Below are 24205 nucleotides of genomic sequence, written 5' to 3'. Positions count from 1 at the left end.
CCCGGCGGCGGGACCGGCGGGTGACCGGGCCGCTCCCGGAAACGCGGAAGAAGGGGGAACGCCCGCCGGACGGGCGGGGCGGGCGTTCCCCTCCCCCGGCGTCCGGCGGACCAGCACCCGGTCTCCGGGGCGCGGCGCCGGCGCCATGCTCAGCCCGCTGACCGACAGCACGACGAGGTGCCCGCGCAGCGGGACGGCCGCGGCCACCACGGCGAGCACCGGCACCAGCACCGCGCCGCCACCGGTCGAGGAACTCGGCCAGCGCCGTGGTCTCCTCCCGGCTGCCGATGGTCACGGCCAGCACGGCGTCGCGCCCGCCGGGCCGGGTCCCGGCGTACTCGACGAAGGCGGGCAGCCTCTCCTTGCACGCTTCTCGGGCACCGGCTGTTCTCAGGCGCCACCGATGACCGGTGTCCCGGCGGGTAAGGATGGCGCGGATGGCGCGGATGGCGCGGATGGCGCGGCCCGGCCGGCGCCGCCTCAGGGAGGGCACCGGCCGGGCCGCCGATGTGGGCCAGGACTTCTACCCGGACGTGGATCCGGGCTCGTACCCGCTCGTGGGCCGGGGTTCACACCCGGACGTGGACGCGGGCTCGTACCCTGACGTCAGGCGGGGAGGGTCCACCTCTGCCAGGCGTTCGCGTTGCAGTCCCAGATCTGCAGCCGGTTGCCGTTGGTGGCGGCACCGCCGGGCGCGTCGAGGCAGCGGCCGGACACGGGGTTGCGCAGCTGGGAGGCGGAGGTGGCCTGCCACTGCTGGGCGGTGGAGCCGTTGCAGTCCCACAGCTGGATCCTCGTGCCGTTGGCGGTGCCGGAGCCGGTGGCGTCCATGCACTTGCCCAGGACGCGGACCGTCCCGTCGGTGCCGACCGTCCAGCTCTGGGCGGTACCGCCGTTGCAGTCCCACAGCTGGACCGCGGTGCCGTTGGCCGAACTCGCCGCCGCGGCGTCCACGCACTTACCGCCCACACCCCTGATCGGGCCCGTCCGCGCCGGGGTGCCGCCGCCGGAGACGGTGAACTCGCCCTGGTTCAGGACGCGCGGGTGGTAGTAGGCGTTCTGGATCTCGGTGTTGCTGTTGTTGCCGCGCAGCTGCTCCGACCAGAGCATGAAGTAGCTCCAGCGTGTCTGGCCGTCGAGCAGGGCGGCGTTGGGGACCTTCCCCATCTCCGCCAGCGCGATCGGCTTGGAGCCTGCGATGTTCTGGATCTGCTGGTAGTCGCCCTGGCTGGGGTGGTTCTTGTACCAGACGTCCAGGGAGACGACGTCGACGTACTGGGAGCCGGGATAGTAGGCGGCCCAGTTGCCGGCGGGGTTGTCCTGGACGTTCCACACCCAGACCAGGTTGGTGAGCCCCTTGCCGACCAGGTAGTCGCGGGTGATCTGGTAGAGGCGGGCACCGCCGTTGGGGCCGGGACGGTTGCCCCACCAGTTCCAGGACTCGTTCATCTCGTGCAGCGGGCGGAACAGGGCCGGGACGCCCGCGTCCTTCAGCTGCTGGAGGTACGGCACGACCTCGTCCAGGCGGCGCTTCCAGGCGTTGTTCAGCGCGCTGCCGTTGGTGACGATCTGGTTGAACTGGTCGGCGGAGATCTGCGTCTTCACGCCGCCGTCGAACTGGCAGGTGCTGCCGCCGGTCGGCGTGCAGACGTGCCAGCTGAGGGCGACGAGGGAGCCGTTGGCCCATTCGGTCTTGGCCTGGTCGATCACGCGCTGGCGGTTGGCGACGTCCTCGGGACGGAACATCAGGTCCCCGCCCCACAGGCCCGGGTACTGGCCCGTGACGTCCTTGACCTGCTGGGTGTACTGGCCGGGGCTGCTCGCCGGTTCCTTGTTGTGCTGCCCGGAGACGACGTTCCTGCCGGTGATGGAGGTCAGGTAGTCGATGACGGCCTGCCTGGACGACGCGGGAAACGCCTGGGCCTGCGGGGATCCCACGACTCCCAGGCCCAGCGTCATCAGGAAGGCGACGATCCCGGCCTGGAGACGGTGACGTGTCCTGCTCGCGGTGCGGTGAGCGGCGGCGTGCGGACGGCCGGGCGGGCCGTCGAGATGCCGCGGTGAGGTGAGACGCACTTCTTTTCTCCTCTTCTCTGACGTGTCCCCCGAGGACTGAGGGACGGCCCGTCGGGGCCGTCGTGGGGTGGTGACCGCCCACCGGCTCCTGGGCGCCCGCCTCTCGCACCGTCCGGTGACCGTGGAGAGCGGGGCCGTGGAGAACAAGGGCGAGGGCGGTGGAGAAGCGAGGGTCATGGGGCCCGGTCATCGTGGGGAACGGTCACCGGGCCCGGCCCGGCCCGGCCCGGCCGGGCCGTGTCGTCACGGCCGGGCGGCCTCCTCCACGGCCCGCGCGACCTCTCGCGGTGCCTCCAGCGGGACCTCCCGTGGGGCCTCCAGCGCGGGCGCCTGCGCGGCGTTGACCGTGAACAACGCCGACCGTACCGACGCGAGGTCCACCTCGGAGGCGTCGACACCGGTCACACCGACGACGCACCTCTCCCCCGGGAGCAGGGTGACCAGGCCCCGGTCGGCGCCCGCCCCCGGGGCGACCCGGTCCGCCTGGAGGAGCAGGTCGCGGACGAACGCGCGCGCGGTGATCACCAGGTCGAATCCACCGGCGCGCGGCTCGACGTCGATCTCCAGATCGGCCGCCGGGTAGGCGAAGTCGCGGTCCTCGCAGCCCAGGACGACGTCCCGCAGCCCCTCGACGTCGGCGACGAGCAGCTCCCGGTGCCCGTCCTCGAACGTGACCACCTCGGCCGAGAGCGGCAGCAGCGCCACCGATCGCGGTGGCACGGTGAACGGCAGGGTCTCCTCCGCCAGGACGATCCCGTCGGCCGACACCCTTCGCGCGCCCGCGAACCCGTCCCACTGTCCGGCGGACTGGTTGTCGACGACCAGCACCCGTTCCCCGTCCCGGACCTGGAAGCTCACCAGCCGGTCGGCGTACAGCCTGCGCAGCTCGTGGTAGAGCGGTTTGGGACGACCGGCGCCGTCGATCGCGGCCCACGAGGTGACCGGCCAGCAGTCGTTGAGCTGCCACACGACCGTCCCGGCGCAGATCGGCCAGTACGACCGCCAGTGGGCGACCCCGGTGGCGATGGCGCGGGCCTGGTTCACCTGGGTGAGGTAGTGCCAGTCGTCGAAGGTCGCCGGAGCGCCGAAGTGGTGGGCCAGGCCCTGGTCGAGCTTGCCGTTGCCGTCCTCGGCCTTCTGGTGGTGGAGCATCCCGGGTGAGCGAGGGCCGAGCGGCTCGTCGGTGATGGCGTCGCGCAGGGTGGTGTACGCCGGTGGCGCCTGCCAGCCGAACTCGGCGGCGAAGCGGGGCACGTCGTTCAGGTAGTCGGTGTAGTCGCGGCGGTTCCACACCTCCCAGAAGTGGGACGGCCCGTGCGCCGGGTCGTTGGGGTGGTGGTCCCACGAGCCCGACCAGGGGCTGCCCGCGCTGTAGGGGCGGGTGGGGTCGAGCTCGGCGACCACCCGGGGCAGCAGGCCGAGGTAGTAGCCCTCGCCCCAGCTGTCACCGGCCAGCTCCGCCTCCCACCGCCAGTCGCGGAAACCCCACAGGTTCTCGTTGTTGCCGTTCCACAGCACGAGGCTGGGGTGCGGGGCGAGGCGGGCGACGTTCTCGCGGGCCTCGGCCTCGACCTCGCCGCGCAGCGGCCGTTCCTCGGGGTAGGCGGCGCAGGCGAACAGGAAGTCCTGCCAGACCAGCAGGCCCAGCTCGTCGCAGGCGTCGTAGAAGGCGTGTTCCTCGTAGATCCCGCCACCCCACACCCTGACCAGGTTGACTCCCGCGTCCCTGGCCTGGGTGAGGCGGTGCCGGTAGCGCTCGGGGGTGACGCGTGCGGGAAGGGCGTCGTCGGGGATCCAGTTGACGCCCCGGGCGAACACCGGCTCACCGTTGACGACGAGTGTGAAGGAGGTGCCGTGCTCGTCGGGGGCGTATTCGAGGGCGACCGTACGGAACCCGATCCGCCGCTCCCAGCGGTCGAGTTCCGCGCCCGTTCCCGCGTCGGCCAGGGTGACGCGGCAGGCGTACAGCCGCTGGTCCCCGTACCCGCGCGGCCACCACCGCTCCGGCTCCGGCACCTCCAGCACGACGACCGCGTGGACCTGGCCGGGCTCGATCTCCGCCCGCGCCGTACGGCCCGCCACCTCGACGGTGACGACAAGTTCCCTGGTCGCGCCGGTGGCGGTCCGTTCCAGGTCGACATGGGCCTCGACCCTGCCGGTCGCGTCCGTGTCCGCGTCCGTGTCCGTGACCGTCACCAGCGGCCGTACGCCCGCCAGCCGCGCGGTGCTCCAGCTCTCCAGCCGGACCGGCCGCCAGATCCCGGCGGTGACCAGGGTCGGGCCCCAGTCCCAGCCGAAACTGCTCGCCATCTTGCGGATGTAGTTGAAGGGCTCGGGATAGGCGCTGGGCCGGGCGCCCACGAGCTCGCGCACCTTCTCCGCCTCGGTGTAGGCCGAGGTGAACAGAACCGACAGGACCCGGCCGCCGTGAGCGCCGATGTCACCGTTGTCGCCGCGGCCGGTCACGTCGAACCGGTACGAGCGGTGCATGTTCCGGGTGGTGCCCAGCTCGGTGCCGTCCAGCGTGACGGTCGCGACCGTGTCCAGCCCTTCGAAGACCAGGTCGGTGCGCTCGAAACCCCCGGGCGCGGCGGGCAGCGCGGTCTCGTAACGCCAGTCGGCCCGGCCGACCCAGGCGACGTCGAGCTCGTTGCGGTCCAGGTACGGGTCGTCGATCAGCCCCGCGGCCAGCAGGTCCACGTGAACGCAGCCCGGCACCTCGGCGGGCACCTCGATCGGCGCCTCGGCGGACATCCTGGCCGGCACCTCGGCCGACGCCTCGGTGGGCATCTCGGTGGGCATCTCGGTGGGCATCTCGGTGGGCACCGCCTCGCGCCGGAGGCGGCCGTGGTCTTCGGGAGCCGCCCCCTCGGCCAGACGGAGGGTCCACCCCGAGGTGAGGGGCGTGCTCTGCTTCAACCGGTGCTCCTTGCTTGATGGAGGACATAACAGGACAAACAAAGCGGTGTTCGGCCAACCGCGACGATTCTCGGATCAACGTAACCATTCACCCGACTCCTGTCTAGACCGTTTTAGTAAGTCCGCTCGGACGGGCTTCCCGGATCACCGGCTCCCTCCGCACGGCCGCCCACACCCGGGACGGCATGGCACCACCGGGCGGCAAGATGGCAAAAAGCCTGCTCAGCAGGCATATCGCGTCAACCACAGAGGAGGCCGGGCGGGAAGGGCACGGTCATGACGCCCGGCTCACGCCACCGTCGCCCCCGCACTCAGCGGCCCGCCGCTTCCCGGCACGCACACCTGGGGCTCGCGTTCACCCTTTCCACTAGTGCGTTTAGCCGTTGAGCTGAAATTTTCCACCCGCGCCCGCGCGGACACGGCGGACGCGGACACGGCGGACGCGGACACGGCGGACACGGGAGCGGCCCGGCGTATCCCCCCGGCTCCCCCGAATCCCCCAGCTCCCCAGCTCCCCGGATTCCCGGCTCCCCCGGATCCCCTGGATCCCCGATCGGACCCGCACATCCGGGTCCCGCCGTCAGCGGCGCGGCGGAGCGGTCGACGCCCTCGGGATCAGGCTCGGGGACTGGGCGGGGTGGGAGACGTGCTCCTCCCCGTTGATGACGCCGAAGAGGGCGTGCGTGACCTCGGCCCCGAAGGAGAACACGTCGTGCTGCATGGCCGAGAGGGTCGGCCGGGTGAGCTGGCACAGCTGGGAGTCGTCCCAGGCCAGCAACGAGAGGTCCTCGGGCACCGACAGCCCGAACTCCCCGGCGACACCGAGCGCCGCCACGGCCATGATGTCGTTGTCGAAGATGATCGCGGTGGGCCGGTCGGGGGCGAGCAGGAGGTTGCGGCACGCGCGGCTGCCCTGGTCGGCGGAGAAGTCCGCCACGGCGGTGCGGGACTCCAGGCCCATCTCCCGCGTCACCGCGGTGAAGGCGTCGGTGCGGATGACGCTGTGCCCGAGCTCGGCCGGGCCGCTGACCCGGTCGATGCGGCGGTGCCCCAGGGCGGCGAGATAGCGCACCGCCTCCACGACCGCGGCGGCGTCGTCGGTCCACACGGACGCGAACGGGCCCGCGAGGCTCGGGTGTCCCACCACGACGGCCGGCAGGCCGATCTCGGCCAGGGCGGGGACACGCGGGTCGTCCACCCGCAGGTCGACCAGGATGCTGCCGTTGACGCGCCCGCCCTGCCACCACTCCCGGTGCACCTGGATCTCCTCGTCGGCCTCGATCAGCCGCAGCAGGAGCGAGCACGAACGGCGGACCAGGACGCTCTCGATACCGGAGATGAACTCCATGTAGAACGGTTCCAGCCCCAGCATCCGGGCCGGGCGGGCGATCACCAGGCCCACGGTGTGCACGTTGTGCCCGGACAGCGAGGCCGCCGCCTGGTTCGGCCGCCAGCCGAGCTCGCTGGCGGCCTGGAGGATGCGCTCCTTGGTCGAGGCGGACACCCCGGGCTTGTCGTGCAGCGCGATCGACACGGCCGAGGGGGACACACCCGCCCGTGCCGCGACGTCCTTGATCGTCGCCTTACGCCCCTTGTCTGTCGCGTCCATCTGCCTCACCTGGCACATCCCCCTCCTGTAACGGTCCACCTGTCCGACCCTAGCCGCGGGCAGCGCGTCCGGTCCGGCCGTCGCGTCACGGGCGGCCCCCGCCCGGACGGACGGCTCGCTCACGGCGGGCACCGGAGGGCGTACGAGGCCCGGGTCGGCGTGGTCACGGGCGATTCGGACGGGCCGAATCCGCTCGACGCCGGCGTGAGCGCCTTCACCCCCCGGCGGCGTGAGCAGGGCGCCCCCACCTCCCCGGATATCCACACACCGTACTACAACGATTGATAAAAGAGTCAGGCACGGCCGGAGGCTGCGGACACCACACCGGACCGCGACCGGACCACCGTCGAACCACCGTCGAACCACTGCCGAGCTGCCACCGAGTCACCGCCGAACCGCCGCCGACCGGCCCGGACGCGCTGCCGAGGCGCCGGGCGGGCCGGCCGGTCAGCGGGAGGTCGCCGGTCCTCGTCCCGTCGAAGCCGGATTCGACCTGGCCGGAGATGTTCGTCCACTCACCACGGCACTCGCCCGACTAAACGAACATTGTTCGTAAATGACTAATGAACAGGGCGTATGTCACCTGTTGTCGACGAGCCAGCCGCCGCACGTTGAGTCAAATTTTAGTACGGACCACTCCGACACCCCGTCTGGTCACGCATAAGTAACACTAGACCGTTCTATGGACATCGCGAAATGTTGCGTCTAGGTTAAGCAGCCATCAGCCGCCAGGCCACGACGAGGTACCCGTCGCTGCGCCGACGCAGCGCGGCGCCGCAGCTCACAACGAGGAAGTGGTACGACGTGCGAGGAACACGCGTGGCAGCGGCCGGGTTCGCCCTGGCGGTCGGCCTCACCGCCTGCGGCGGGGGAGGCGGCGGCGAGAAGGCGGGCGTGGCGGCCGTCCCGAACGACCCGGCCAAGGTGACCGGCACGATCACGGTGCTGACGAACCGTACCGACCAGGTGCAGGACGGCACGACGGAGAAGTACGCCGCGGAGTTCAACAAGGTCTACCCCAACGTGACGGTGAAGTTCCAGGGACTCACCGACTACGAGGGCGACGTGAAGATCCGCATGAACAGCAAGAACTACGGGGACGTCCTGCTGATCCCCAACTCGGTGCCGCTCAACCAGTACCCGTCGTTCTTCTCCCCCCTCGGACCGGCCTCTGAGCTGTCCGGGAAGTACGACTTCACCGACCGGGCCACGGTCGGCGGCCAGGTCTACGGCATCGCCAACATCGGCGCCGCCAACGGATTCGTCTACAACAAGGCCGTGTGGGAGCGGGCCGGCGTCACCGGCTGGCCGAAGACGCCCCAGGAGTTCCTCGACGCGTTGAAGGCGATCAAGGAGAAGACGGACGCGACGCCGTACTACACCAACTACCACGACGGGTGGCCGCTGACCAACTGGGGCAACGCCCTCGGTTCGCCGAGCTGTGACCCGGGCGCCAACGACAGGCTCGCCGAGACCAAGGAGCCCTGGGCTCCCGGCCAGGACCTGAACGTCGTCGACACGCTGCTGCACGACATCGTCGGCAACAAGCTCTCCGAGGAGGACCCGAACACCACCAACTGGGAGAACTCCAAGAACCTGATCGGCACCGGCAAGGTGGCGACGATGTGGCTCGGCTCCTGGGCCGTGGTGCAGATGAAGGAGGCCGCCGAGAAGGCCGGCGGCGACCCCGACGACATCGGCTTCATGCCGTTCCCCACCCAGGTCGACGGCACCTTCTGCAGCGTGGTCCGGCCCGACTACCAGTACGCGGTCAACATCAACAGCCAGGTCAAGGAAGCGGCCCGCGCCTGGATCGAGTGGTTCGTCAACTCGTCCGGGGACGCCCAGAAGGCTCTGTCGATCTCCTCGGTCAAGGGCGCGCCGCTGCCGGAGAGCCTCCAGCCCTTCCAGGAGGCCAAGGTGAAGCTCGTCCACATGGGCTTCGCGAAGAACGCCCTGGTCAACGACATCGACAAGGCCTCGGAGGTCGGCCTGAACGCCCAGGAGTACCGCCAGCGCATCGTCGACGTCGCCCGCGGGGCGGCCGAGGGTGACCTCGGCGGCGTCTTCGCCGACCTCAACAAGAGGTGGTCCGAGGCCCAGGCGACGGTCGGCTGACACCGGCCGCGCGCCGGGCGCGGGGGCGGCCGTCCCCCAGACGGCCGCCATCCGGGTGACCGTCACCCAAGCGGTCGTCATCCAGGCAGCCGTCATCCGGGCTGACGCGCCCGACGCCCGGGCGGACGCCCCTCGCCCGCGCACGCCGCCTCTCCGTACGCCCCCCGCCCGCGCGAGGAGAGGCGGCGACTCCCCCGCGCACGCCCCGCCGAACGACGAGAGGCGGCACCGGCTCGACACGCGGAGCCTCCCCGAGAGAAGGAACAGATGTCCGCATTCCGTGTCGCGGGACCCGGGGTCCCGCACCAGGAACCGCAGGTCGCGCCCCCTCGGCACCGGCGCCGGCCGTCCGCCCGGAGGCCGCGCGCGGCCGGTACGCGCCGGTGGTACACCCCCTGGCCGTACCTGCTGGCTCCCCTGGCGCTGCTGGTGCTGTTCACGTACGTCCCCGTCGTGGACATGTTCGTCTACAGCCTCACCGACTGGGACGGCCTCAGCCCGGTCAGGAACTTCGTGGGGGCCGACAACTACGTCGACCTGTTCACCAGGCCCCGGTTCTTCCAGGTCCTCACCGTCAGCCTGTTCTATCTGGCGGGCTCGGCGGTCCAGATGGTCGTGGCGCTGTACTTCGCCACCATCCTGAGCTTCGACATACGGCTGCGGAACCTTTTCAAGGGGATCCTCTTCTTCCCCTACCTCGTCAACGGCGTGGCCATCGGCTTCGTCTTTCTCTACTTCTTCCAGCCGGGCGGCACCCTGGACACCGTGCTGGGCGCGTTCGGGGTCGAACCGGGCCTGTGGCTCGGCGATCCCGACCTGGTCAACACCTCGCTGGCCGGTGTCTCCGTGTGGCGCTTCATGGGCCTGAACCTGGTGCTGTTCATCGGCGCCATCCAGTCGATCCCCCCGCAGCTGTACGAGGCGGCCTCGCTCGACGGCGCGAGCCGGTGGCAGCAGTTCAGGTTCGTCATCGCGCCCAGCATCAAGCCCATCATCAGCCTGAGCGCCATCCTGGCGATATCCGGCGCCCTGTCGGTCTTCGAGATCCCATTCATCATGACCGGGGGTTCCAACAACAGCGAGACGTTCGTCATCCAGACGATCAAGCTCGCCTTCAACTTCAACAAGGTCGGCCTCGCGTCAGCGGCCGCGGTCGTGCTCCTGGCGATCGTCCTGCTGGTGACCTGGCTCCAGCGCCTGCTGGTTCCCGACGAGAGGGTGGAACAGTCGTGAGGACGATGACCGGCCCTGCCGGAGCCACCGGAGCCACCGGCTCCGCTCCCCCGCGCGGTGGCCGCCGCGACGCTCCCGTACGCGGGGCGGCGGCGCGCCTTCTCACGTACCTGTCACTGGTCCTGGCCTGCGCGGTGGTGGTCGTGCCGCTGGCGGCGATCCTCCTCACCTCGCTGCGGACCGCCGGGGAGATGGCGGCCAGTGACAACCCGCTCGCCGCGCCCGGCGACTGGTTCAACCTGGAGAACTACCGCGTCGCCTTCACGGACGGTCAGATGCCGCAGGCGCTGTGGAACACCGGCTTCATCCTGTTCTTCTCGCTTCTCGGGACGGTCTTCGTCGGCTCGATGACCGCCTACGCGGTCGACCGTTTCCAGTTCCGGTTCAAGGGGGTCGTGATGGCCCTCTTCCTGGTCGCCGCCCTCGTCCCCGGCGTGACGACGCAGGTCGCCACCTACCAGGTCGTGAACAACCTGGGGGTGATGGACACGCACTGGGCTCCGATCCTCCTCTACATGGGGACCGACATCGTCTCCATCTACATCTTCCTGCAGTTCATCCGGTCGATCCCGATGTCCCTGGACGAGGCGGCCAGGCTGGACGGCGCGACGTCGATCACCATCTACTGGCGCGTCATCATGCCGCTGCTGCGCCCGGCGATCGCCACCGTGGTCATCGTCAAGGGCGTCGCGATCTACAACGACTTCTACATCCCGTTCCTGTACATGCCCTCCGAGGGACTCGGTACGATCTCGACGTCACTGTTCCGGTTCAAGGGGCCGTACGGGGCGCACTGGGAGGTCATCTCCGCGGGCGCCGCGCTCGTCATCCTGCCGAGCCTGATCGTCTTCCTGGCCCTGCAGCGGTTCATCTACAGCGGCCTCGTCTCGGGAGCCACCAAATGACCCATCCGGCGGTGACCGACCGGCGCACCGCGCACGTCGCGTGGCGCCACCACGGGAACACCGGCGCTCCGCCCGCGCTGCTGCTCCTGCACGGGTTCACCGACTCCGCCACCTGCTGGGACCCGGTCGTCCCCGCGCTGGCGGGCGTCGGTGGTGTCATCGCCACCGACGCGCGCGGGCACGGCGGCTCCGGCCTTCCCGAGGGACCCGTCGGGCCACGCCAGCACGCCGCCGACCAGGCGCTCGTCCTCGACGACCTCGGGGTCACCGAGCCAGTCGTCGTCATCGGGCACTCCATGGGCGCGCTCACCGCCGTCACGCTGGCGGCCACCCGGCCGGAGCTGGTGGCCGCGCTGGTCCTGGAGGACCCGCCGCCGTACGGGATGGGCGGCGGGCCGCGCGGCGTCCCGGCCTGGCTCACCGAGCTGCGCGCCCTGGACCTCGCCGGGCGCGTCGCGTACGCCCGCGAGCACGACCCCGCCTGGAGCGAGGCGGAGCTGCCGCCGTGGGCCCTCAGCAAGGAGCGGGTCGACCCGCGCTACTGCGAACGGGACGTCACCCTCCTCGACCCCCTCCACGACCTGGCACCGGACGTGCGCTGCGACACGCTGCTCCTGTACGGCGACGCCGGCCTCGGCGCGATGGTCACCGACGCCGACGCGGACACGTTCCGGGAGGCGGCGACCGGCACCGTGACGACGGTCCGCGTGCCCGGCGCCGGGCACAACGTCCGCCGCGACACCGCCGACGCGTACCTGCGCGCGGTGCGCGCCTTCCTGGACGCCGTACGCTCGCGGCGACCGAGGTAGACGGGACGTTCACCGGTCACCGGTCACTGAGCCGGTGGGGGTTCCGTCCCGGCCGGGGAGAACCGGAGGCCTCAGACCGGGAAGAACCGAGAGGCCTCAGGCCGGGAAGGGCCGGGGTCCTCAGCCGGGAAGGACCGAGAGGCCGGACTGGGCGACGATGGCCTGGAGCGCGGCGACGTGGCCGGTGTAGGCCGCGCGCCCCTCGCGGGTGAGGCTGAACCACGTCCTCGGGCGCTTGCCGACGTGCCCCTTGCGGATCTTCACGTAACCGGCCGCCTCCAGGGCGCTCGCGTGCTTGGACAGCACCGAGTCGCTCACGCCCAGGTTGTCGCGGACGAAGGCGAACTCGGCCTCGTCGGCGGCGGCGAGCAGCGAGACGATCTGCAGCCGCGTCGGCGCGTGGATCGCCGGGTCGAGTCGCGGCGTCATCGCTCCGCCCTCTCCGCCCTCTCCGCCCTCTCCGTCTGCTCTGTCCTCTCTGCCCGTCTCGCGGTCCGCCTGGACATCCACCGGGCCAGCAGGGGTGAGGTGACCGCCACGACCGCTGTCATGATCACGCCCATGGTGGTGCGCGGATAGGCGATGCCCTGCTCCACGAACCACAGCACCAGCGGGACGGACGCGAGACTGGTGACGACCATCCAGCCGGTGAAGCCGACCCACGCCCACGGGTCCACCACCGAGGAGTGCGGGCGCAGATTCGCGTTCCTGACGTCTCGCACGAACTTGAGGACGGCGAGGACGAGACCGGCCGTCAGGGCCGGCACGGCGACCAGGAGCCACCAGGTGGGTGGGATCTCGGTGAAGAACTGGATGCCGGTGACGAAGGCCCAGACCGCCACCGGATACCAGGCGGGGAACATCGGCGGTGCGGCGCGCAGGACCCTGCGCCGCGTCTCGTGGACCTGGGCCAGCGTCCGCGCGGCCTCTTCGGGGGTGATGTCCATGCCGGCTCCTTTACTTTCCTACATGGAAAATACTTTCTACTTTCCATGTCGTCAAGTACTTTCCGCGACTTGGAGGGACACGACACCCCGAGGTTTCACGGGCTCGTGTCGAGGCCGCTCAGGAAGGCGAGGGATTCCTCGGAGGGGCTGCCGGGGTCGGCCTGCAGGAGGAGGAGCCGCTGCCCGGGCGCCTGGCCGACGTCGTAGGTGGTGCCGGTCACGTCCAGCTCGCCGACCATGGAGTGCCGGATGCCCTGGGGCGTGCAGGTCAGGTCGTCGGCGTCCCGGCAGGCCCAGAGCTTGCGGAACTCCTGGCTCTTCAGCGCCAGCTCGCCGACGAGCTCGGTGAGGTAGGGGTGCTCCAGGTCCGCGGCGGCCGCGAGGCGCAGCCAGGCGACCCGCGCCCTGGCCAGCCGCTCCCAGTCGAGGTAGAAGGTCCGCGCCGCGGGGTCGAGGAAGACCATGCGCAGGAGGTTGTCGCGATAGTCCAGGCCGTCGTACAGCACGGCGCCCGACTGGTTCGTCGCGAGCACGTCCAGGAAGCGCCCGCACACGAGCGCGGGGGTGGTCGGCCAGCTCCTGATCAGGGTGATGAGCCCGGGGCTCACCCTCTCCGTGCTGCCGCCGTACCGGACCGGACACCGTTGCGCCAGGTCGTACAGGTGCCGGGAGGCGTCCGGCCCGAGGGCGAGCACCCGGATCAGCGCGTCGAGCACCCGTCCCGACGGGTGCCGCTCGCGTCCCTCCTCCAGCCGGGCGTAGAAATCGGTGCTGACCCCGGCCAGCATCGCCACCTCCTCGCGGCGCAGCCCCGGGCTCCGCCGGGGACCGGAGTTCAGCAGCCCCACCTGGCGGGGAGAGACAGCCTCACGCCGTTCGCGAAGAAAGTCGCCCAACAGCCGGATTTTGTCCATTTAAACACTGTATGTCGGGAATATAGGGTCAGGGGGGCCGGGTAACTGCCACCCATCCGGCCCCCGCCGGAGAATCACCGCGCCGTGCGGGGAACGGCTCATCCCATCTGGACGGAGTGGCAGGCGTCGTACGCGGGGAGGCGCAGGACGAAGCACGCGCCCCGCTCGCTGTCCTTGATGGTCAGCGCGCCCTCGTGGGCCTCGGCGATCTCCTTCGCGATCGCCAGTCCCAGCCCGGTCCCGCCCGCGCCACGGTCGCGCGCGGTGTCCACCCGGGTGAAGCGGTCGAAGACCATCTCCCGGTGTTCGGCGGGGATCCCGGGGCCGTCGTCGGCGACCTCCATGATCACCGACGTCCCTTCGGCGCGAACGCTCACGGTGATCCGCGAGGCGGCGTGGCGTTCGGCGTTGTCGAGCAGGTTGCACAGCAGCCGGGTGATCCGCAGCCGGTCGCACTTGACGTGGGCGCCCTCGGCCAGGTCCTCGACGATCTTGTGCTGGCGCGGCCGGCGCTTCAGCTCGGCGGAGGCCAGCCGGCCCAGATCGGTGACATCGTGCCGCAGGAGGGGGCGCGCGTCCAGATGGGTCAGGGTGAGCAGGTCGGCCGCGGTCACCTGGAGCAGGTCCACCCCGGCGAGCACGGCGTGGGTCATCGTGGGCCAGTCGGTGTCCTGCGGGTACAGCAGCGCCTCCTCCAGGTGGGCGCGCATCGCGGTGATCGGGGTGCGCAGCTCGTGGGAGGCGTCCGCGGTGAAGCGCCGCAGCCGGGTGGAGGCGCTTTCCAGGCGGTCCAGGGTGTCGTTCACGGTCTCCGCCAGGAGCCTGATCTCCTGGTAGTTCACGGGGACCGGGACCCGCCGGTCGAGGGCGGTGAGGGTGATCTCGCCGAGCTCGGCCCGGATGGCGTTCACCGGGGCCATGGCCTTGGTGAGGTTACGGAAGGACCACGCGGTCGTCATGATGGTCACGATCACGGATATGCCGATGACCAGCAGGAGGTCCGTGGCCGTGCCGTACCAGGGCACCTCGGGGACCGCCACGTAGAGCAGCCAGACCCCCTGCGGCTGGTAGACCTTGTAGGAGGCGACGGTCACGCAGCCCGCGGACCCGCGCGGGCAGAGCACCCGGGTGGTGCGCACGTTCCGGTCGGCGGCCCGGAAGGTGGCGATCGGCGGCTTGCCGATGAGCCCCGGGGTCGACGCGGCCACCCGGCCGCGGGCGTCCAGCACCTGGATCGCCTCCACCTCGCCCCGGTACAGGACGGGCGGAAGCGGGCCCTCCCGGATGAGAGGGACCACCCGGTTCCAGGCGTCCGTGACGCGGGCGTGGGAGAGATCGGCCTCCCGGCCACCGGCGAACAGCAGGAAGAGCAGGCCGCAGCCGAGGCACATGAACGCCGCGAGGGCGGCGGTCGCCACCGTCCGGCGGGCCCGGAACGACGGCAGGTACCGGCTCAGCACGACGCTCCCCCCTGGGCCGGGCGCTCGTTCCCGGTGCCGGAGTACCGCGGGCGCTCGTTCCCGGTGCCGGGGTACCGCGTGGGGTGACCTGAGGCGGGATAGCCGTCGCGGGCCTGCCCGCAGAGCGCGGTGAGCGCGTGCGCGGAGGGACTGCCGGGGGCGGCCTGGATGGTGACCAGCTGCTGGCCGGGCGCCTCGGCGACGGAGAACATGTCGTAGTCGAGCGTCAGCTCCCCGACGAGGTCGTGGCGGAAGCGGATGACGCGGCTGATCTCGGTCCGCACGTCGTACCGGGCCCACACGCGGCGGAAGTCGCCGCTGCGGTCGGACAGCTCGCGGACCAGCGCGGCCAGGCGGGGGTCGTCGAGGTCCCTGCCGGCGGTGGCGCGCAGGTGGGCGACCGCGTCGTGGGCGGCGGACTCCCAGTCGGGGTAGAACCTCCGCGCGGCGGTGTCGAGGAAGATCGCGCCGAGGACGTTGTCGCCGACCTTCAGCCCCGTGCGCAGTCCCTGCCCGTAGAAGGCCGCGGCCAGCGGGTTGATGGCCAGCACGTCCATGCACAGGCTCATCACGAAGGCCGGCGTCCGCCAGGTGTGCATCAGCCGGATCAGGTGCGGGCTGACCCGCGCCGTGGCGGCGGCAGGCGCGTGCGGCCCCCGGCGGACCGGCACGTCCGTGCGCGCCAGCGCGTACAGGTGCGCCGTGGCGTCCGCGCCGAGGCCGAACACCTCCGCCAGGGCGGCGATCACCTGGTCGGACGGGTGGCGTTCGCGCCCCTGTTCCAGGCGGACGTAGTAGTCGGTGCTGACGTCGGCCAGCATCGCGACCTCCTCCCGTCGCAGCCCCGGCGTCCGGCGGGGTCCGGTGTCCGGCAGTCCGACCTGGGCGGGAGTGGTGACCGCGCGCCGGGCGCGGAGGAACTCGCCAAGCAGCCTTTCACTGGCCATCAAGGAAGCATATGTCCGATTTATCCAATTTGACTGGTTGTTTTACTACCAGGCAAACCCTCGCGGAGAGCGGCACGGCGAGCGGGGGCGGGCGCGATCCCCGGCGAGGACGCCGATCCGCTCACACCGCCCGTGACCTGGCCTTACGGGTGACGGCTGCGTGGGAGTGCCACGGTCACGCTGGCCGGGCGGCCCCGACCTATGGTGACGGCATGAACACCAGCAGACATCCCGGCGATCTCCTCCGCACGGCCTCACCACCGCACCGACCCGAGCGCGACCACCTCCTCCGCACGACCCCACCGCCACGCCGGCCCGAGCGCGACCACCCGTCCGCGCCCCGCCGGCCGCAGACCTACGTCCCGCCGGAGGGACCATGACCATGATCCGCCGTCCCCGATCCATCCGCGGGCGTTGTGCCGCGGCCACGTCCCTGCTGGCGCTGATCGCCCTGGCCCTGCTCGGCGCGAGCGTCTGCCTGTGCGTCCGCCACGCCCTGGGTTCCGACGCCTACCCCCGGGCCGGCCGGGTGACCGCCCCGGGCGTTCCCGGCCTGCTCCAGGAGCACGGGCTCGAATGCCTCATCGTCGTCCTCGTCCCGATCCTGACCGCCGGCGCGGGCCTGGCCACCTGGTGGGTTCTCGGCCGCGCGCTGCGTTCCGTCCAGGCCATCCGCGCCCATCTGGAGAAGGTCACCGTGAACGACCTCGGCCGCCGCATGCGGGTCCCGCCGGGAGACGACGAGATCGCCGAGCTGGCCCGTACCACCAACCAGACCCTCGCCCGCCTCGACGAGGCCGTCACCCGGCAGCGCCGCTTCGTCGCCACCACCTCGCACGAGCTGCGCGACCCGATCACCGGGTTGCGCGCCGAGCTGGAGGACGCCCTCGACCATCCCGAGGACACCGACCCCCGCCGTACCCTGCGCACGGCCCTGACCATCGCCGACCGCCTCGACACCATCGTCACCGACCTGCTCGCCCAGGCCCGCACGGACGCCGCCGGTACCACCGGTACCACCGGCACGGCCCCCGGGCACGAGCTCATCGACCTCACCGAGCTCGTCACCCAGGAGGCCGCCCGTACGAACAGGACGCGCCCCCGAACCGGCGGCCGCGACGGCGACGCCGTCGACGCGGAGTGCGCCGCCGACGCCGACCGGCCGAACGGCGCTCACGCCGACGGATCGTCCGGCGCGCGGGCGGGCGGGGTGCCCCGGGACATCCCGGTCCGGCTGCGCACCGGGGGGGACGTGCGGGTCTGCGGGTCGCGCGTCCAGGTCGTCCGCGCCCTCGCCAACCTGCTCGGCAACGCCCGCAGGCACGCGGTCGCCGCGGCCGACCTCACCCTCACCACCGCCCACGGCCAGGCCGTCATCGCCGTCACCGACGACGGCCCCGAGGCGCGAGCCGCGAACGACAGCCGAAGAAGCGTCACCCTGAACTAATCAGACAATGCGGACATATAGTGATTAAATGGACAATGGTCAACGCAACCTGCTCGGCGAGTTCCTGCGCGCCCGGCGCGAAGCCACCAGTCCGGCACAGGTGGGCTTCCTGCACTCCCCCTCCTCCCGCACCCCAGGCCTGCGGCGCGAGGAGGTCGCCCTGCTCTCCGGCGTCAGCGCCTCCTACTACATCCGGCTGGAACAGGGACGCGAGCGCAACCCCTCCCCCCAGGTGCTGGGCGCCCTGGCACGGGTACTGCGCCTGGAGCCCGACGCCACCGGCTACCTCTACTCGCTCGCCCACCCCTGGGCCCGCCCCCGGGTCGAGACCGGCACCGTGGAGCGGGTCGGTCCCAGCCTGCTCAGGCTCATCCACCTCTGCCCGGAGACTCCCGCGATGGTGATCGGCCGGCGCCTGGACATCCTGGCCGCCAATCCGATGATCAGGGCCCTGTACGAGGGCATGACCAACATCGACAACTGCCTGCGCATGATCTACCTCGATCCGCGAGCGGCCGATTTCTACCCCGATTGGGAGAAGGCAGCCCGCGCCAAGACCGCGCAGCTGCGCTCCGCCGTGGCGGCCGACCCCGACGACCCGTACCTGCACGGGCTGGTGGAGGAGCTCACCGCCCGCAGCGGGGAGTTCCGTCAGATCTGGGCCCGCCACGAGGTGCGGACGCGCGGCAACGAGGCCAAGGAGCTGCGCCACCCGACGCTGGGCGATCTCACCCTTTCCTGGGAGGTGCTCTCCGTCGGCGGCACCGGCCAGAAGTTCGTCGCCCTGGCGGCCGAACCGGGGAGCGACTCCGAACGGGCACTGAGGGAACTGGCCGGCACGGTCGCCCGGCGGCATCGGATCGGCGACCTCGCGGCGGCCGCCGAACGGTGATCACCCGGGGACGTTCCCGGGCGCGCTCGCGCTCGGGTCCCCGACGGGGAAACGGGCGTGCGGCACCACCATCGGGGTGAGGGTCCGCGGGTCGGGCACGACGTCGCAGGCCAGCCCGAACACGTCCTCGACGAGCCGCGAGGTCAGGACCTCCGGCGGCGGGCCCTGCGCGACCACCCGCCCGTCCTTCATCACGACCAGGTGGGAGGCGAAGCGGGCGGCCTGGTTGAGGTCGTGAAGCACGGCGACGACGGTCCGGCCGTCCCGGTGCAGCTCGTGGCAGAGCTCCAGCAGCTCGTACTGGTGGGCGATGTCGAGGAAGGTGGTCGGCTCGTCGAGCAGCAGCGTGCCCGTCTCCTGGGCGAGCACCATGGCGATCCACGCCCGCTGCCGCTGGCCGCCGGACAGCTCGCCCACCCGCGCCTCCGCGAGGTCGTGCAGGCCGGTGCGCTCCAGGGCGAGGCCGATCGCGACGTCGTCCTGCGGCGACCACTGGCGGAGCAGCGTGTGGTGCGGGTAGCGGCCACGCCGTACGAGACCCCGCACGCTGATCCCCTCGGGCGCGACCGGGTTCTGCGGCAGGAAGGCCACGTGGCGGGCGGCCTCCCTGCCCCGGTACGACCGGAGGTCGCGCCCGTGCAGCAGCACGGTCCCGCTGCCGGGCCGCAGCGTCCGGGCCAGCGCCTTGAGCAGGGTCGACTTGCCGCACCCGTTCGGCCCGATGATCATGGTGAGCCCGCCGTGCGGGATGTCGAGGCTGACGTCGCGCACGACGGGGGCGCCGCCGTAGGAGAGCGTCACGTCCCGCGCGGCCAGTCCTGTCTCACCTGGTGTCTCACGTGGTGTCGCCCGGGTGCTCACAGTGTTCCCCTTCTCCATTCGCGGACCAGCAGATATCCGAGGTAGAGGCCGCCGAGGGCCAGGGTGTGGATGCCGACGGGCAGGCTGACGGGTACGGGGGCCTGCTGCGCGGCGAGGTCCGCGAGCACGAGCAGCAGCGTGCCCATCAGCGCGGCCAGGGTCAGGTGCGGGCCCGGCCCGCCGGTGACCCGTCTGGCGATCTGCGGGGCGGTCAGGGCGATGAACGCGACGGGGCCCGCGACGGCGACGGCGCCCGCTGACAGGACGATCGACAGCGTCACGGCGCCCGCCCTCGCGCCCCGGGGACCGGCGCCGAGCCCGCTGGAGACCTCGTCCCCCATCTCGGCGACGACGAGACGCCGTGAGAGGAGCACGACGAGCGGCGCCGCGGCGAGCAGGACCGCCCAGATCGTGGCGGCGTGCTCCCACGACCGTGCCGCCAGGCTGCCGTTGAGGTAGGCGGTGAGGACGGTGGCCCTGTCCCGTTCGACGGCGTAGACGACGTACTGGGTGAACGCCGTGGCGATCGCGGAGACGCCGATCCCGGCGACGATGAGGCGCCCGGGGTCGCGGAACCCGGTCCCGGTCGAGACGTACACCAGCGCCATCGCGAGCGCGGCGCCGCCGAGGGCGCCGGCGGGGGCCGGCAGCACGCCGGGCAGGAGCAGCGCGGCGGCCGCGGCGCCCGAGCCGGCACCTGCGGCGAGCCCGATCACGTCCGGGCTGCCGAGCGGGTTGCGGGTGACGGTCTGGAACAGCGCGCCCGACAGGCCGAGCGCGGCTCCGGTACCGGCGGCCACGACCAGACGGGGCCCGCGCAGGCGTTCCAGCACGAACTCCTGCTTGCCGTCGGCCTCCCCCGTGAGCGCGCCCGCGAGGTCGGCGAGGGGGACGCCGAGCCTGCCGAGCGACAGGGTGGCGACGGCGGCCACGGCGACGAGCGCGACCGTGACGACCGCGGTGACGAGGGAGGCGCGCGCGACCGGGATCGCCACCGCGGGCCCGAACGTGACGAAGCCACGTGGGGCGGCGACGCGGGCCCGTGTCATACGGTCCCCCTCGTCATGCGTGCGGCGTGGGCCCGTGTCACACAGCTCATGCAGCTCATACAGCTCATACGGAGCCCCTCATCATGCGTACGGCGATCAGCAGTGCCGGTGCCCCGATGAACGCGGTCACGACGCCGACCATCAGCTCCTGCGGACGCAGGACCATGCGGCCCGCGACGTCCGCCAGGAGCAGCAGGGCGGGACCGGCCAGGGCCGAGAAGGCGAGCTGTGCGCGGAAGTCGACGCCGACGAGCGCCCTGACGATGTGCGGCACGGCCAGGCCGACGAAGGCGATGGGGCCGACCGCCGCGGTCGCCGCGGTGCTCAGCAGAATCGCGGCGAGGAGCCCCCCGGAACGCGTCAGTGCGGGGTTCGCGCCGAGCGCCGAGGCGGACTCGTCGCCGAGCGCGAGCGTGTTGAGCCCGGAACCCAGCGCCGCCGCGAGGAGGAGCCCGAGCACGGCCGGCGGGAGAACCGAGAAGAAGACGTCGAAATCCCTTCCCCCCAGGGCGCCGACCACCCAGTAGCGGTAGCTGTCGAAGACCTTCGGCATGCTCAGGGTCACCGCCTGGACGTACGCCACCAGCACCGCCGAGACGACCGCGCCGGCGAGGACGAGCCGCACGAGACCGCCGCCGGAGCCCGCCGACCCGAGGACGTGGACGACGAGCCCGGCCAGGAGCGCCCCGGGCAGCGCCCACCACACGGCGGCCGAGTGGCCCGACGCCCCGAGGAAGGCCGTAGCGGTGACGATGGCGGCGGCCGCCCCGCCGGTGATCCCGAACAACCCGGGATCGGCGAGGGGGTTGCGGGTGACGCCCTGCAGGAGCGTGCCCGCGACGGCCAGGCAGAGCCCGGCGAGCAGGCCGAGGGCGGTGCGCGGGTAGCGGCTCTCGACGACCGCGGCGGTGTTGGGGTCCGCGACGCCGGAGAGGACGTCCAGGACGTCCGCGAGGGAGTTGGGGTGGCTGCCGAACGCGACGCTCGCGAACACGGCCAGCGCGAGCACGGCGAGGGTGGCGATCAGGACGGTCGGGAGGTACACCCGCCGGGCGGCGCCCGGCGGGGTGTGGACGCCGGTGGTCATCGAGGCCGGCCGGGCTTACTTGTCGAGGGCGGCGACGGCCTTGTCGATCAGCGGCAGGTAGCGGTCGATCACCCACGGCACGGTGAGCGGGTTGACGAGCGAGGACCCGGTGACGAAGGAGGTGTCGTCGCTCGCCACGACCGAGCCGCGCTTGATAGCCGGGATCGCCCCGTACAGCTTCTGCGCCTCGATCTCGGTGCGGGTCTTGTCGTCCGAGTAGAACGTGAAGATCAGGTCGCTGCCGGCGAGCTTCTGGGCGTTCTCCAGGCCGATGAGGGAGGAGTCGGTGCCCTTGGTCTCCTCGAAGGTGTTCACCACCGGGTCGACGGTGAGCCCGAGGGAGGAGACCATCGCGACCCGCTGCTCGCCGGGCTTGAACACGCCGAGGGTGCCGGGGCCGGAGGTGTAGGTGTAGGAGAAGGTGACGTCCTTGTACTGGGGGCGGCTCGCGACCGCGTCGGCGAACCGCTGCCTGATCTGCTCGACCAGCTTCCTGCCCTCGTCGGGCTTGCCCAGCGCCCGGGAGATGATGTCGATCTGCTGGTCCCAGTCCGTGCTCCACGGCAGGTCCGGGTAGGCCACGGTCGGGGCGATGTCCGAGAGGATGTCGTACTGCTCCTGCGTGACCCCCGACCACGGGGCCAGGATCACGTCGGGGTCGAGCTCGACGATCGTGTCGAAGTCGAGGTTGTCGGCGCCGGCGAACTGTTTCGGCAGCGTGCCGCCCGCCTTGGTCACCGCCTCGTGGATCCAGGGGAGATAGCCGGTCTTGTCGCTGCCCCACGGGTAGCTCTCGATCCCCACCGGCGTGTGGCCGAGCGCGATCGCGGTCTCGGTGGACCCCTGCCCGAGGGTGACGACGCGCTCGGGCCGCTCGGTGATCGTCGCCTGGCCGAGCGTGCTGTCGATCGTCACCGGAAACGCTCCGGCCACGGCCTTCGCCGGTGCGGCGGCGGGCTCCTCCTTCGCCTCCTCCGCCGCCGAGCAGGCGCCGAGAGCGAGGACGACCGCGGCGGCCGCGGAGAGGGTGAGCGCGTGGCGGCGCGTGCGGGTGAGCGTGAACGGCATTGGGGGTTCCTTGCGTTTCATGGACCGCGGGGTCACGTCCCTCCCCTGCAAGGAGAGGCGAAACCCGATATCGAGCCGGATCAAAAAGCTGTTTAGGTCACAGCCTTAACTGCAGTAACTTAGGGAAGCCTAAGCTAATCGCCGCTCAACTTTCAACCGCCCTCACATCACGGCCCGCACCTCCGTGAGTCGCGGCAGCGCTCACCTCGCCGTCAGCGGTACCGGGTGAGGAGTCCGATCACCCGGCCGAGCCTCGACGGCCAGGACGCCGAGGGCCTCCTCACCTCCGGCCTTCGGTGCCGGACGACTTCCACCTCAGGCCCGGAGGAACTCGGCGACGGGCCCGGCCTGGCCGAAGATGGCGTGACCGGCCTCGGGGAGCAGGTTCACGGTCGCGTGCGGGACGCACTCACGGACGCGCCGCGCGCTCTGGCGGGAGTCGAACATGGCGTCACGGCCACCGACGATGACGAGTACGGGCATGGTGAGGCCGCGCAACGCCTCGTCGGGAAACACCGGGAGCTTCTCCCTGCGCGGGTTGAAGTGCGTGAACGTCAGGACGACGGCGTCGAGCGCCTGCCGGTCCCTCTCCCCGTCCAGTCCCGCGACGGCCATCGCCGACTCGCGCAGCCCGCCGCCGCGTCGGAACGGGCGGGTCAGCAGGGCCTTGAGGATCCAGCCGACCTTCTGCCGTCCCACGCCGCCGGGGCAGATCAGGGCCAGGCGGGTCACGCGTCCCGGACGGCGGATGGCGTAGTCCAGGGCCGTCCAGCCGCCGAGGGACGTGCCGGCGAACGCGCCGCCGGTGATCCCGAGTCCCTCCAGTACGTCGTCCAGCCAGAGGGACACGGCGTCGGAGTCCAGGGCGGGGCGCGAGGGCGCGCTCAGGCCCGGCTCGCCGACGAGGTCGACGGCGTAGGTGCGGAAGTGCCGGGACCAGGTGGCGACATCTCCTCGCCACATCGACGTGTTCGCGCCCGAGCCGTGCAGCAGCACCAGGGGTGGCGCGTCCCGCGGGCCGGAGACGAGGACGAAGGTCTCGCCCTCGCGCGTCGGTACCCGTACGTGCTCGGCGGGAACCGGCCAGGCGTCCAGCACCTGCCGGTAGTGGTCGCGGAGCTCGCGCTCACCGGCCTCGGACTTGTAGATCATGGTCATGACGGCCGCGCCCCCGGTCGCGCGTCGAGCGCGTCGATCTCTGGAACGAACCATCCGCGGTCGGATCTGTTCGACGCGTCGGCGAGCGCGCGCGGAGCGGAACCGGCCACCGGACATGAGGAGACGTCGCCGACGGCCGCGGGCTTCCGCATGGGCTCTCCCGCGAAACGGGAGCCCAGCGAGAGGAACCGCTCCTGCGGGCGGGCCGCGGGCACCGCCACCACGTCCTGTTTCGGCATGGTCATGGGAACCACCTCCTTGGCGACAGTGAAGACGTTGTCACCGTGTCAAGGTCAAGTGGGGTCACGCCGCGAGATAACCGGGCATCCTCCGCCTACCGGGTTCGGCGTCTCACTACAACCACACGAGCACCGTCACCTCTCGTCACCACAGCCCAGCGCCCCACGCCCGCGCTGCCGCAGCCGGCCTCCAGGCGTTGTCACAGCCGGCCTCCAGGCGTTGTCGCAGCCCAACCTCCAGGCGTTGTCACAGCACGCCGACGAGACCACTCTCGGTCACCGGCGCCGACCTCGTACCGTCCAGGCTCGATGCCTCTCATCGGCGATCGACGATCTGCGGGATGCCGGCCGGCGTGTCCGGCTCCTGCTCCCCGTGCTCGACGGGATCGGCCCGATCCGGCCGGGCGAGATGGTTGATCTGTTCCCCGTGCTCGTCCAGGACGACCAGGAACGCCTCGACCATCGCA

General features: G+C 71.6%; 20 protein-coding genes. 6 read left to right on the top strand and 14 right to left on the bottom strand.

Annotation, left to right across the window (positions count from 1 at the left end; all coding sequences use genetic code 11):
• Positions 1-606 precede the first annotated feature (606 nt).
• The 3 genes from ACSC1Q_RS39120 to ACSC1Q_RS39110 form a co-directional block, all read right to left on the bottom strand.
• Positions 607-2076 carry a glycosyl hydrolase gene (locus tag ACSC1Q_RS39120; RefSeq protein ID WP_436763791.1) on the bottom strand — a complete coding sequence of 490 codons (1470 nt, stop codon included), beginning with the start codon at positions 2074-2076 and terminating at the stop codon, positions 607-609.
• A gap of 243 nt (positions 2077-2319) precedes the next feature.
• Positions 2320-4995 (bottom strand): glycoside hydrolase family 2 protein, encoded by a 2676-nt coding sequence (locus tag ACSC1Q_RS39115; RefSeq protein ID WP_436763790.1) that lies wholly within the window; start codon positions 4993-4995, stop codon positions 2320-2322.
• Between the two features lie 580 nt (positions 4996-5575).
• Positions 5576-6604 (bottom strand): LacI family DNA-binding transcriptional regulator, encoded by a 1029-nt coding sequence (locus ACSC1Q_RS39110; RefSeq protein WP_436763789.1) that lies wholly within the window; start codon positions 6602-6604, stop codon positions 5576-5578.
• Between the two features lie 819 nt (positions 6605-7423).
• On the opposite strand from ACSC1Q_RS39110, the gene ACSC1Q_RS39105 reads away from it, so the two are divergent.
• From ACSC1Q_RS39105 to ACSC1Q_RS39090, 4 genes are all read left to right on the top strand, one after another.
• On the top strand, positions 7424-8722 hold the full coding sequence (locus ACSC1Q_RS39105; RefSeq protein WP_436763788.1) for an ABC transporter substrate-binding protein: 1299 nt from the start codon (positions 7424-7426) through the stop codon (positions 8720-8722).
• 267 nt (positions 8723-8989) lie between these two features.
• Positions 8990-9955, top strand: coding sequence for a carbohydrate ABC transporter permease (locus ACSC1Q_RS39100; RefSeq protein WP_436763787.1), 966 nt, complete (start codon positions 8990-8992; stop codon positions 9953-9955).
• A gap of 5 nt (positions 9956-9960) precedes the next feature.
• On the top strand, positions 9961-10860 hold the full coding sequence (locus ACSC1Q_RS39095; protein WP_436763833.1) for a carbohydrate ABC transporter permease: 900 nt from the start codon (positions 9961-9963) through the stop codon (positions 10858-10860).
• Entirely contained in the window at positions 10857-11669 is an 813-nt protein-coding gene (locus ACSC1Q_RS39090; protein ID WP_436763786.1) for an alpha/beta fold hydrolase, read from the top strand. The genes ACSC1Q_RS39095 and ACSC1Q_RS39090 overlap by 4 nt, the downstream gene beginning before the upstream one ends.
• A gap of 120 nt (positions 11670-11789) precedes the next feature.
• Here ACSC1Q_RS39090 and ACSC1Q_RS39085 read toward each other — a convergent pair whose 3' ends face one another.
• From ACSC1Q_RS39085 to ACSC1Q_RS39065, 5 genes are all read right to left on the bottom strand, one after another.
• A complete protein-coding gene (locus ACSC1Q_RS39085) occupies positions 11790-12098 on the bottom strand; it encodes a winged helix-turn-helix domain-containing protein (RefSeq protein WP_436763785.1) in 309 nt (102 codons plus the stop codon).
• Positions 12095-12616, bottom strand: a complete 522-nt coding sequence (locus ACSC1Q_RS39080) for a hypothetical protein (RefSeq protein WP_436763784.1) — start codon at positions 12614-12616, stop codon at positions 12095-12097. The genes ACSC1Q_RS39085 and ACSC1Q_RS39080 overlap by 4 nt, the downstream gene beginning before the upstream one ends.
• 95 nt (positions 12617-12711) lie before the next feature.
• Positions 12712-13530, bottom strand: coding sequence for a helix-turn-helix transcriptional regulator (locus ACSC1Q_RS39075; RefSeq protein ID WP_436763783.1), 819 nt, complete (start codon positions 13528-13530; stop codon positions 12712-12714).
• Positions 13531-13628: 98 nt separating this feature from the next.
• On the bottom strand, positions 13629-14990 hold the full coding sequence (locus tag ACSC1Q_RS39070; protein WP_436763782.1) for a sensor histidine kinase: 1362 nt from the start codon (positions 14988-14990) through the stop codon (positions 13629-13631).
• Positions 14984-15937 carry a helix-turn-helix domain-containing protein gene (locus ACSC1Q_RS39065; protein ID WP_436763781.1) on the bottom strand — a complete coding sequence of 318 codons (954 nt, stop codon included), beginning with the start codon at positions 15935-15937 and terminating at the stop codon, positions 14984-14986. The genes ACSC1Q_RS39070 and ACSC1Q_RS39065 overlap by 7 nt, the downstream gene beginning before the upstream one ends.
• 376 nt (positions 15938-16313) lie before the next feature.
• On the opposite strand from ACSC1Q_RS39065, the gene ACSC1Q_RS39060 reads away from it, so the two are divergent.
• Both ACSC1Q_RS39060 and ACSC1Q_RS39055 read left to right on the top strand, forming a co-directional pair.
• Positions 16314-17384 carry a sensor histidine kinase gene (locus tag ACSC1Q_RS39060; protein WP_436763780.1) on the top strand — a complete coding sequence of 357 codons (1071 nt, stop codon included), beginning with the start codon at positions 16314-16316 and terminating at the stop codon, positions 17382-17384.
• Between the two features lie 28 nt (positions 17385-17412).
• Entirely contained in the window at positions 17413-18276 is an 864-nt protein-coding gene (locus ACSC1Q_RS39055; protein WP_436763779.1) for a helix-turn-helix domain-containing protein, read from the top strand.
• Here the strand turns inward: ACSC1Q_RS39055 and ACSC1Q_RS39050 are convergent, their stop codons facing one another.
• The 6 genes from ACSC1Q_RS39050 to ACSC1Q_RS39025 all read right to left on the bottom strand — a co-directional run bounded on the left by ACSC1Q_RS39050 (position 18277) and on the right by ACSC1Q_RS39025 (position 23744).
• On the bottom strand, positions 18277-19155 hold the full coding sequence (locus tag ACSC1Q_RS39050; protein WP_436763778.1) for an ABC transporter ATP-binding protein: 879 nt from the start codon (positions 19153-19155) through the stop codon (positions 18277-18279).
• Positions 19134-20186, bottom strand: a complete 1053-nt coding sequence (locus ACSC1Q_RS39045) for a FecCD family ABC transporter permease (protein ID WP_436763777.1) — start codon at positions 20184-20186, stop codon at positions 19134-19136. The genes ACSC1Q_RS39050 and ACSC1Q_RS39045 overlap by 22 nt, the downstream gene beginning before the upstream one ends.
• A gap of 64 nt (positions 20187-20250) precedes the next feature.
• Positions 20251-21273 carry a FecCD family ABC transporter permease gene (locus ACSC1Q_RS39040; protein ID WP_436763776.1) on the bottom strand — a complete coding sequence of 341 codons (1023 nt, stop codon included), beginning with the start codon at positions 21271-21273 and terminating at the stop codon, positions 20251-20253.
• Positions 21274-21288: 15 nt separating this feature from the next.
• Complete coding sequence (locus ACSC1Q_RS39035; protein WP_436763775.1) at positions 21289-22341, bottom strand: iron-siderophore ABC transporter substrate-binding protein; 1053 nt, start codon at positions 22339-22341, stop codon at positions 21289-21291.
• Between the two features lie 315 nt (positions 22342-22656).
• The gene (locus ACSC1Q_RS39030) at positions 22657-23499 is read right to left on the bottom strand and encodes an alpha/beta fold hydrolase (RefSeq protein ID WP_436763774.1); all 843 of its coding nucleotides are present in this window, start codon (positions 23497-23499) and stop codon (positions 22657-22659) included.
• The gene (locus tag ACSC1Q_RS39025; RefSeq protein WP_436763773.1) at positions 23496-23744 is read right to left on the bottom strand and encodes a hypothetical protein; all 249 of its coding nucleotides are present in this window, start codon (positions 23742-23744) and stop codon (positions 23496-23498) included. Before ACSC1Q_RS39025 ends, ACSC1Q_RS39030 begins: the two co-directional genes overlap by 4 nt.
• Positions 23745-24205 lie beyond the last annotated feature (461 nt).

This window comes from Streptosporangium heterodermiicola (assembly GCF_051390675.1).
Classification (GTDB): Bacteria; Actinomycetota; Actinomycetes; order Streptosporangiales; family Streptosporangiaceae; genus Streptosporangium.
The sequence above is the reverse complement of the archived record's forward strand: the minus strand, read 5'-3'. Positions and strand labels throughout refer to the sequence as shown.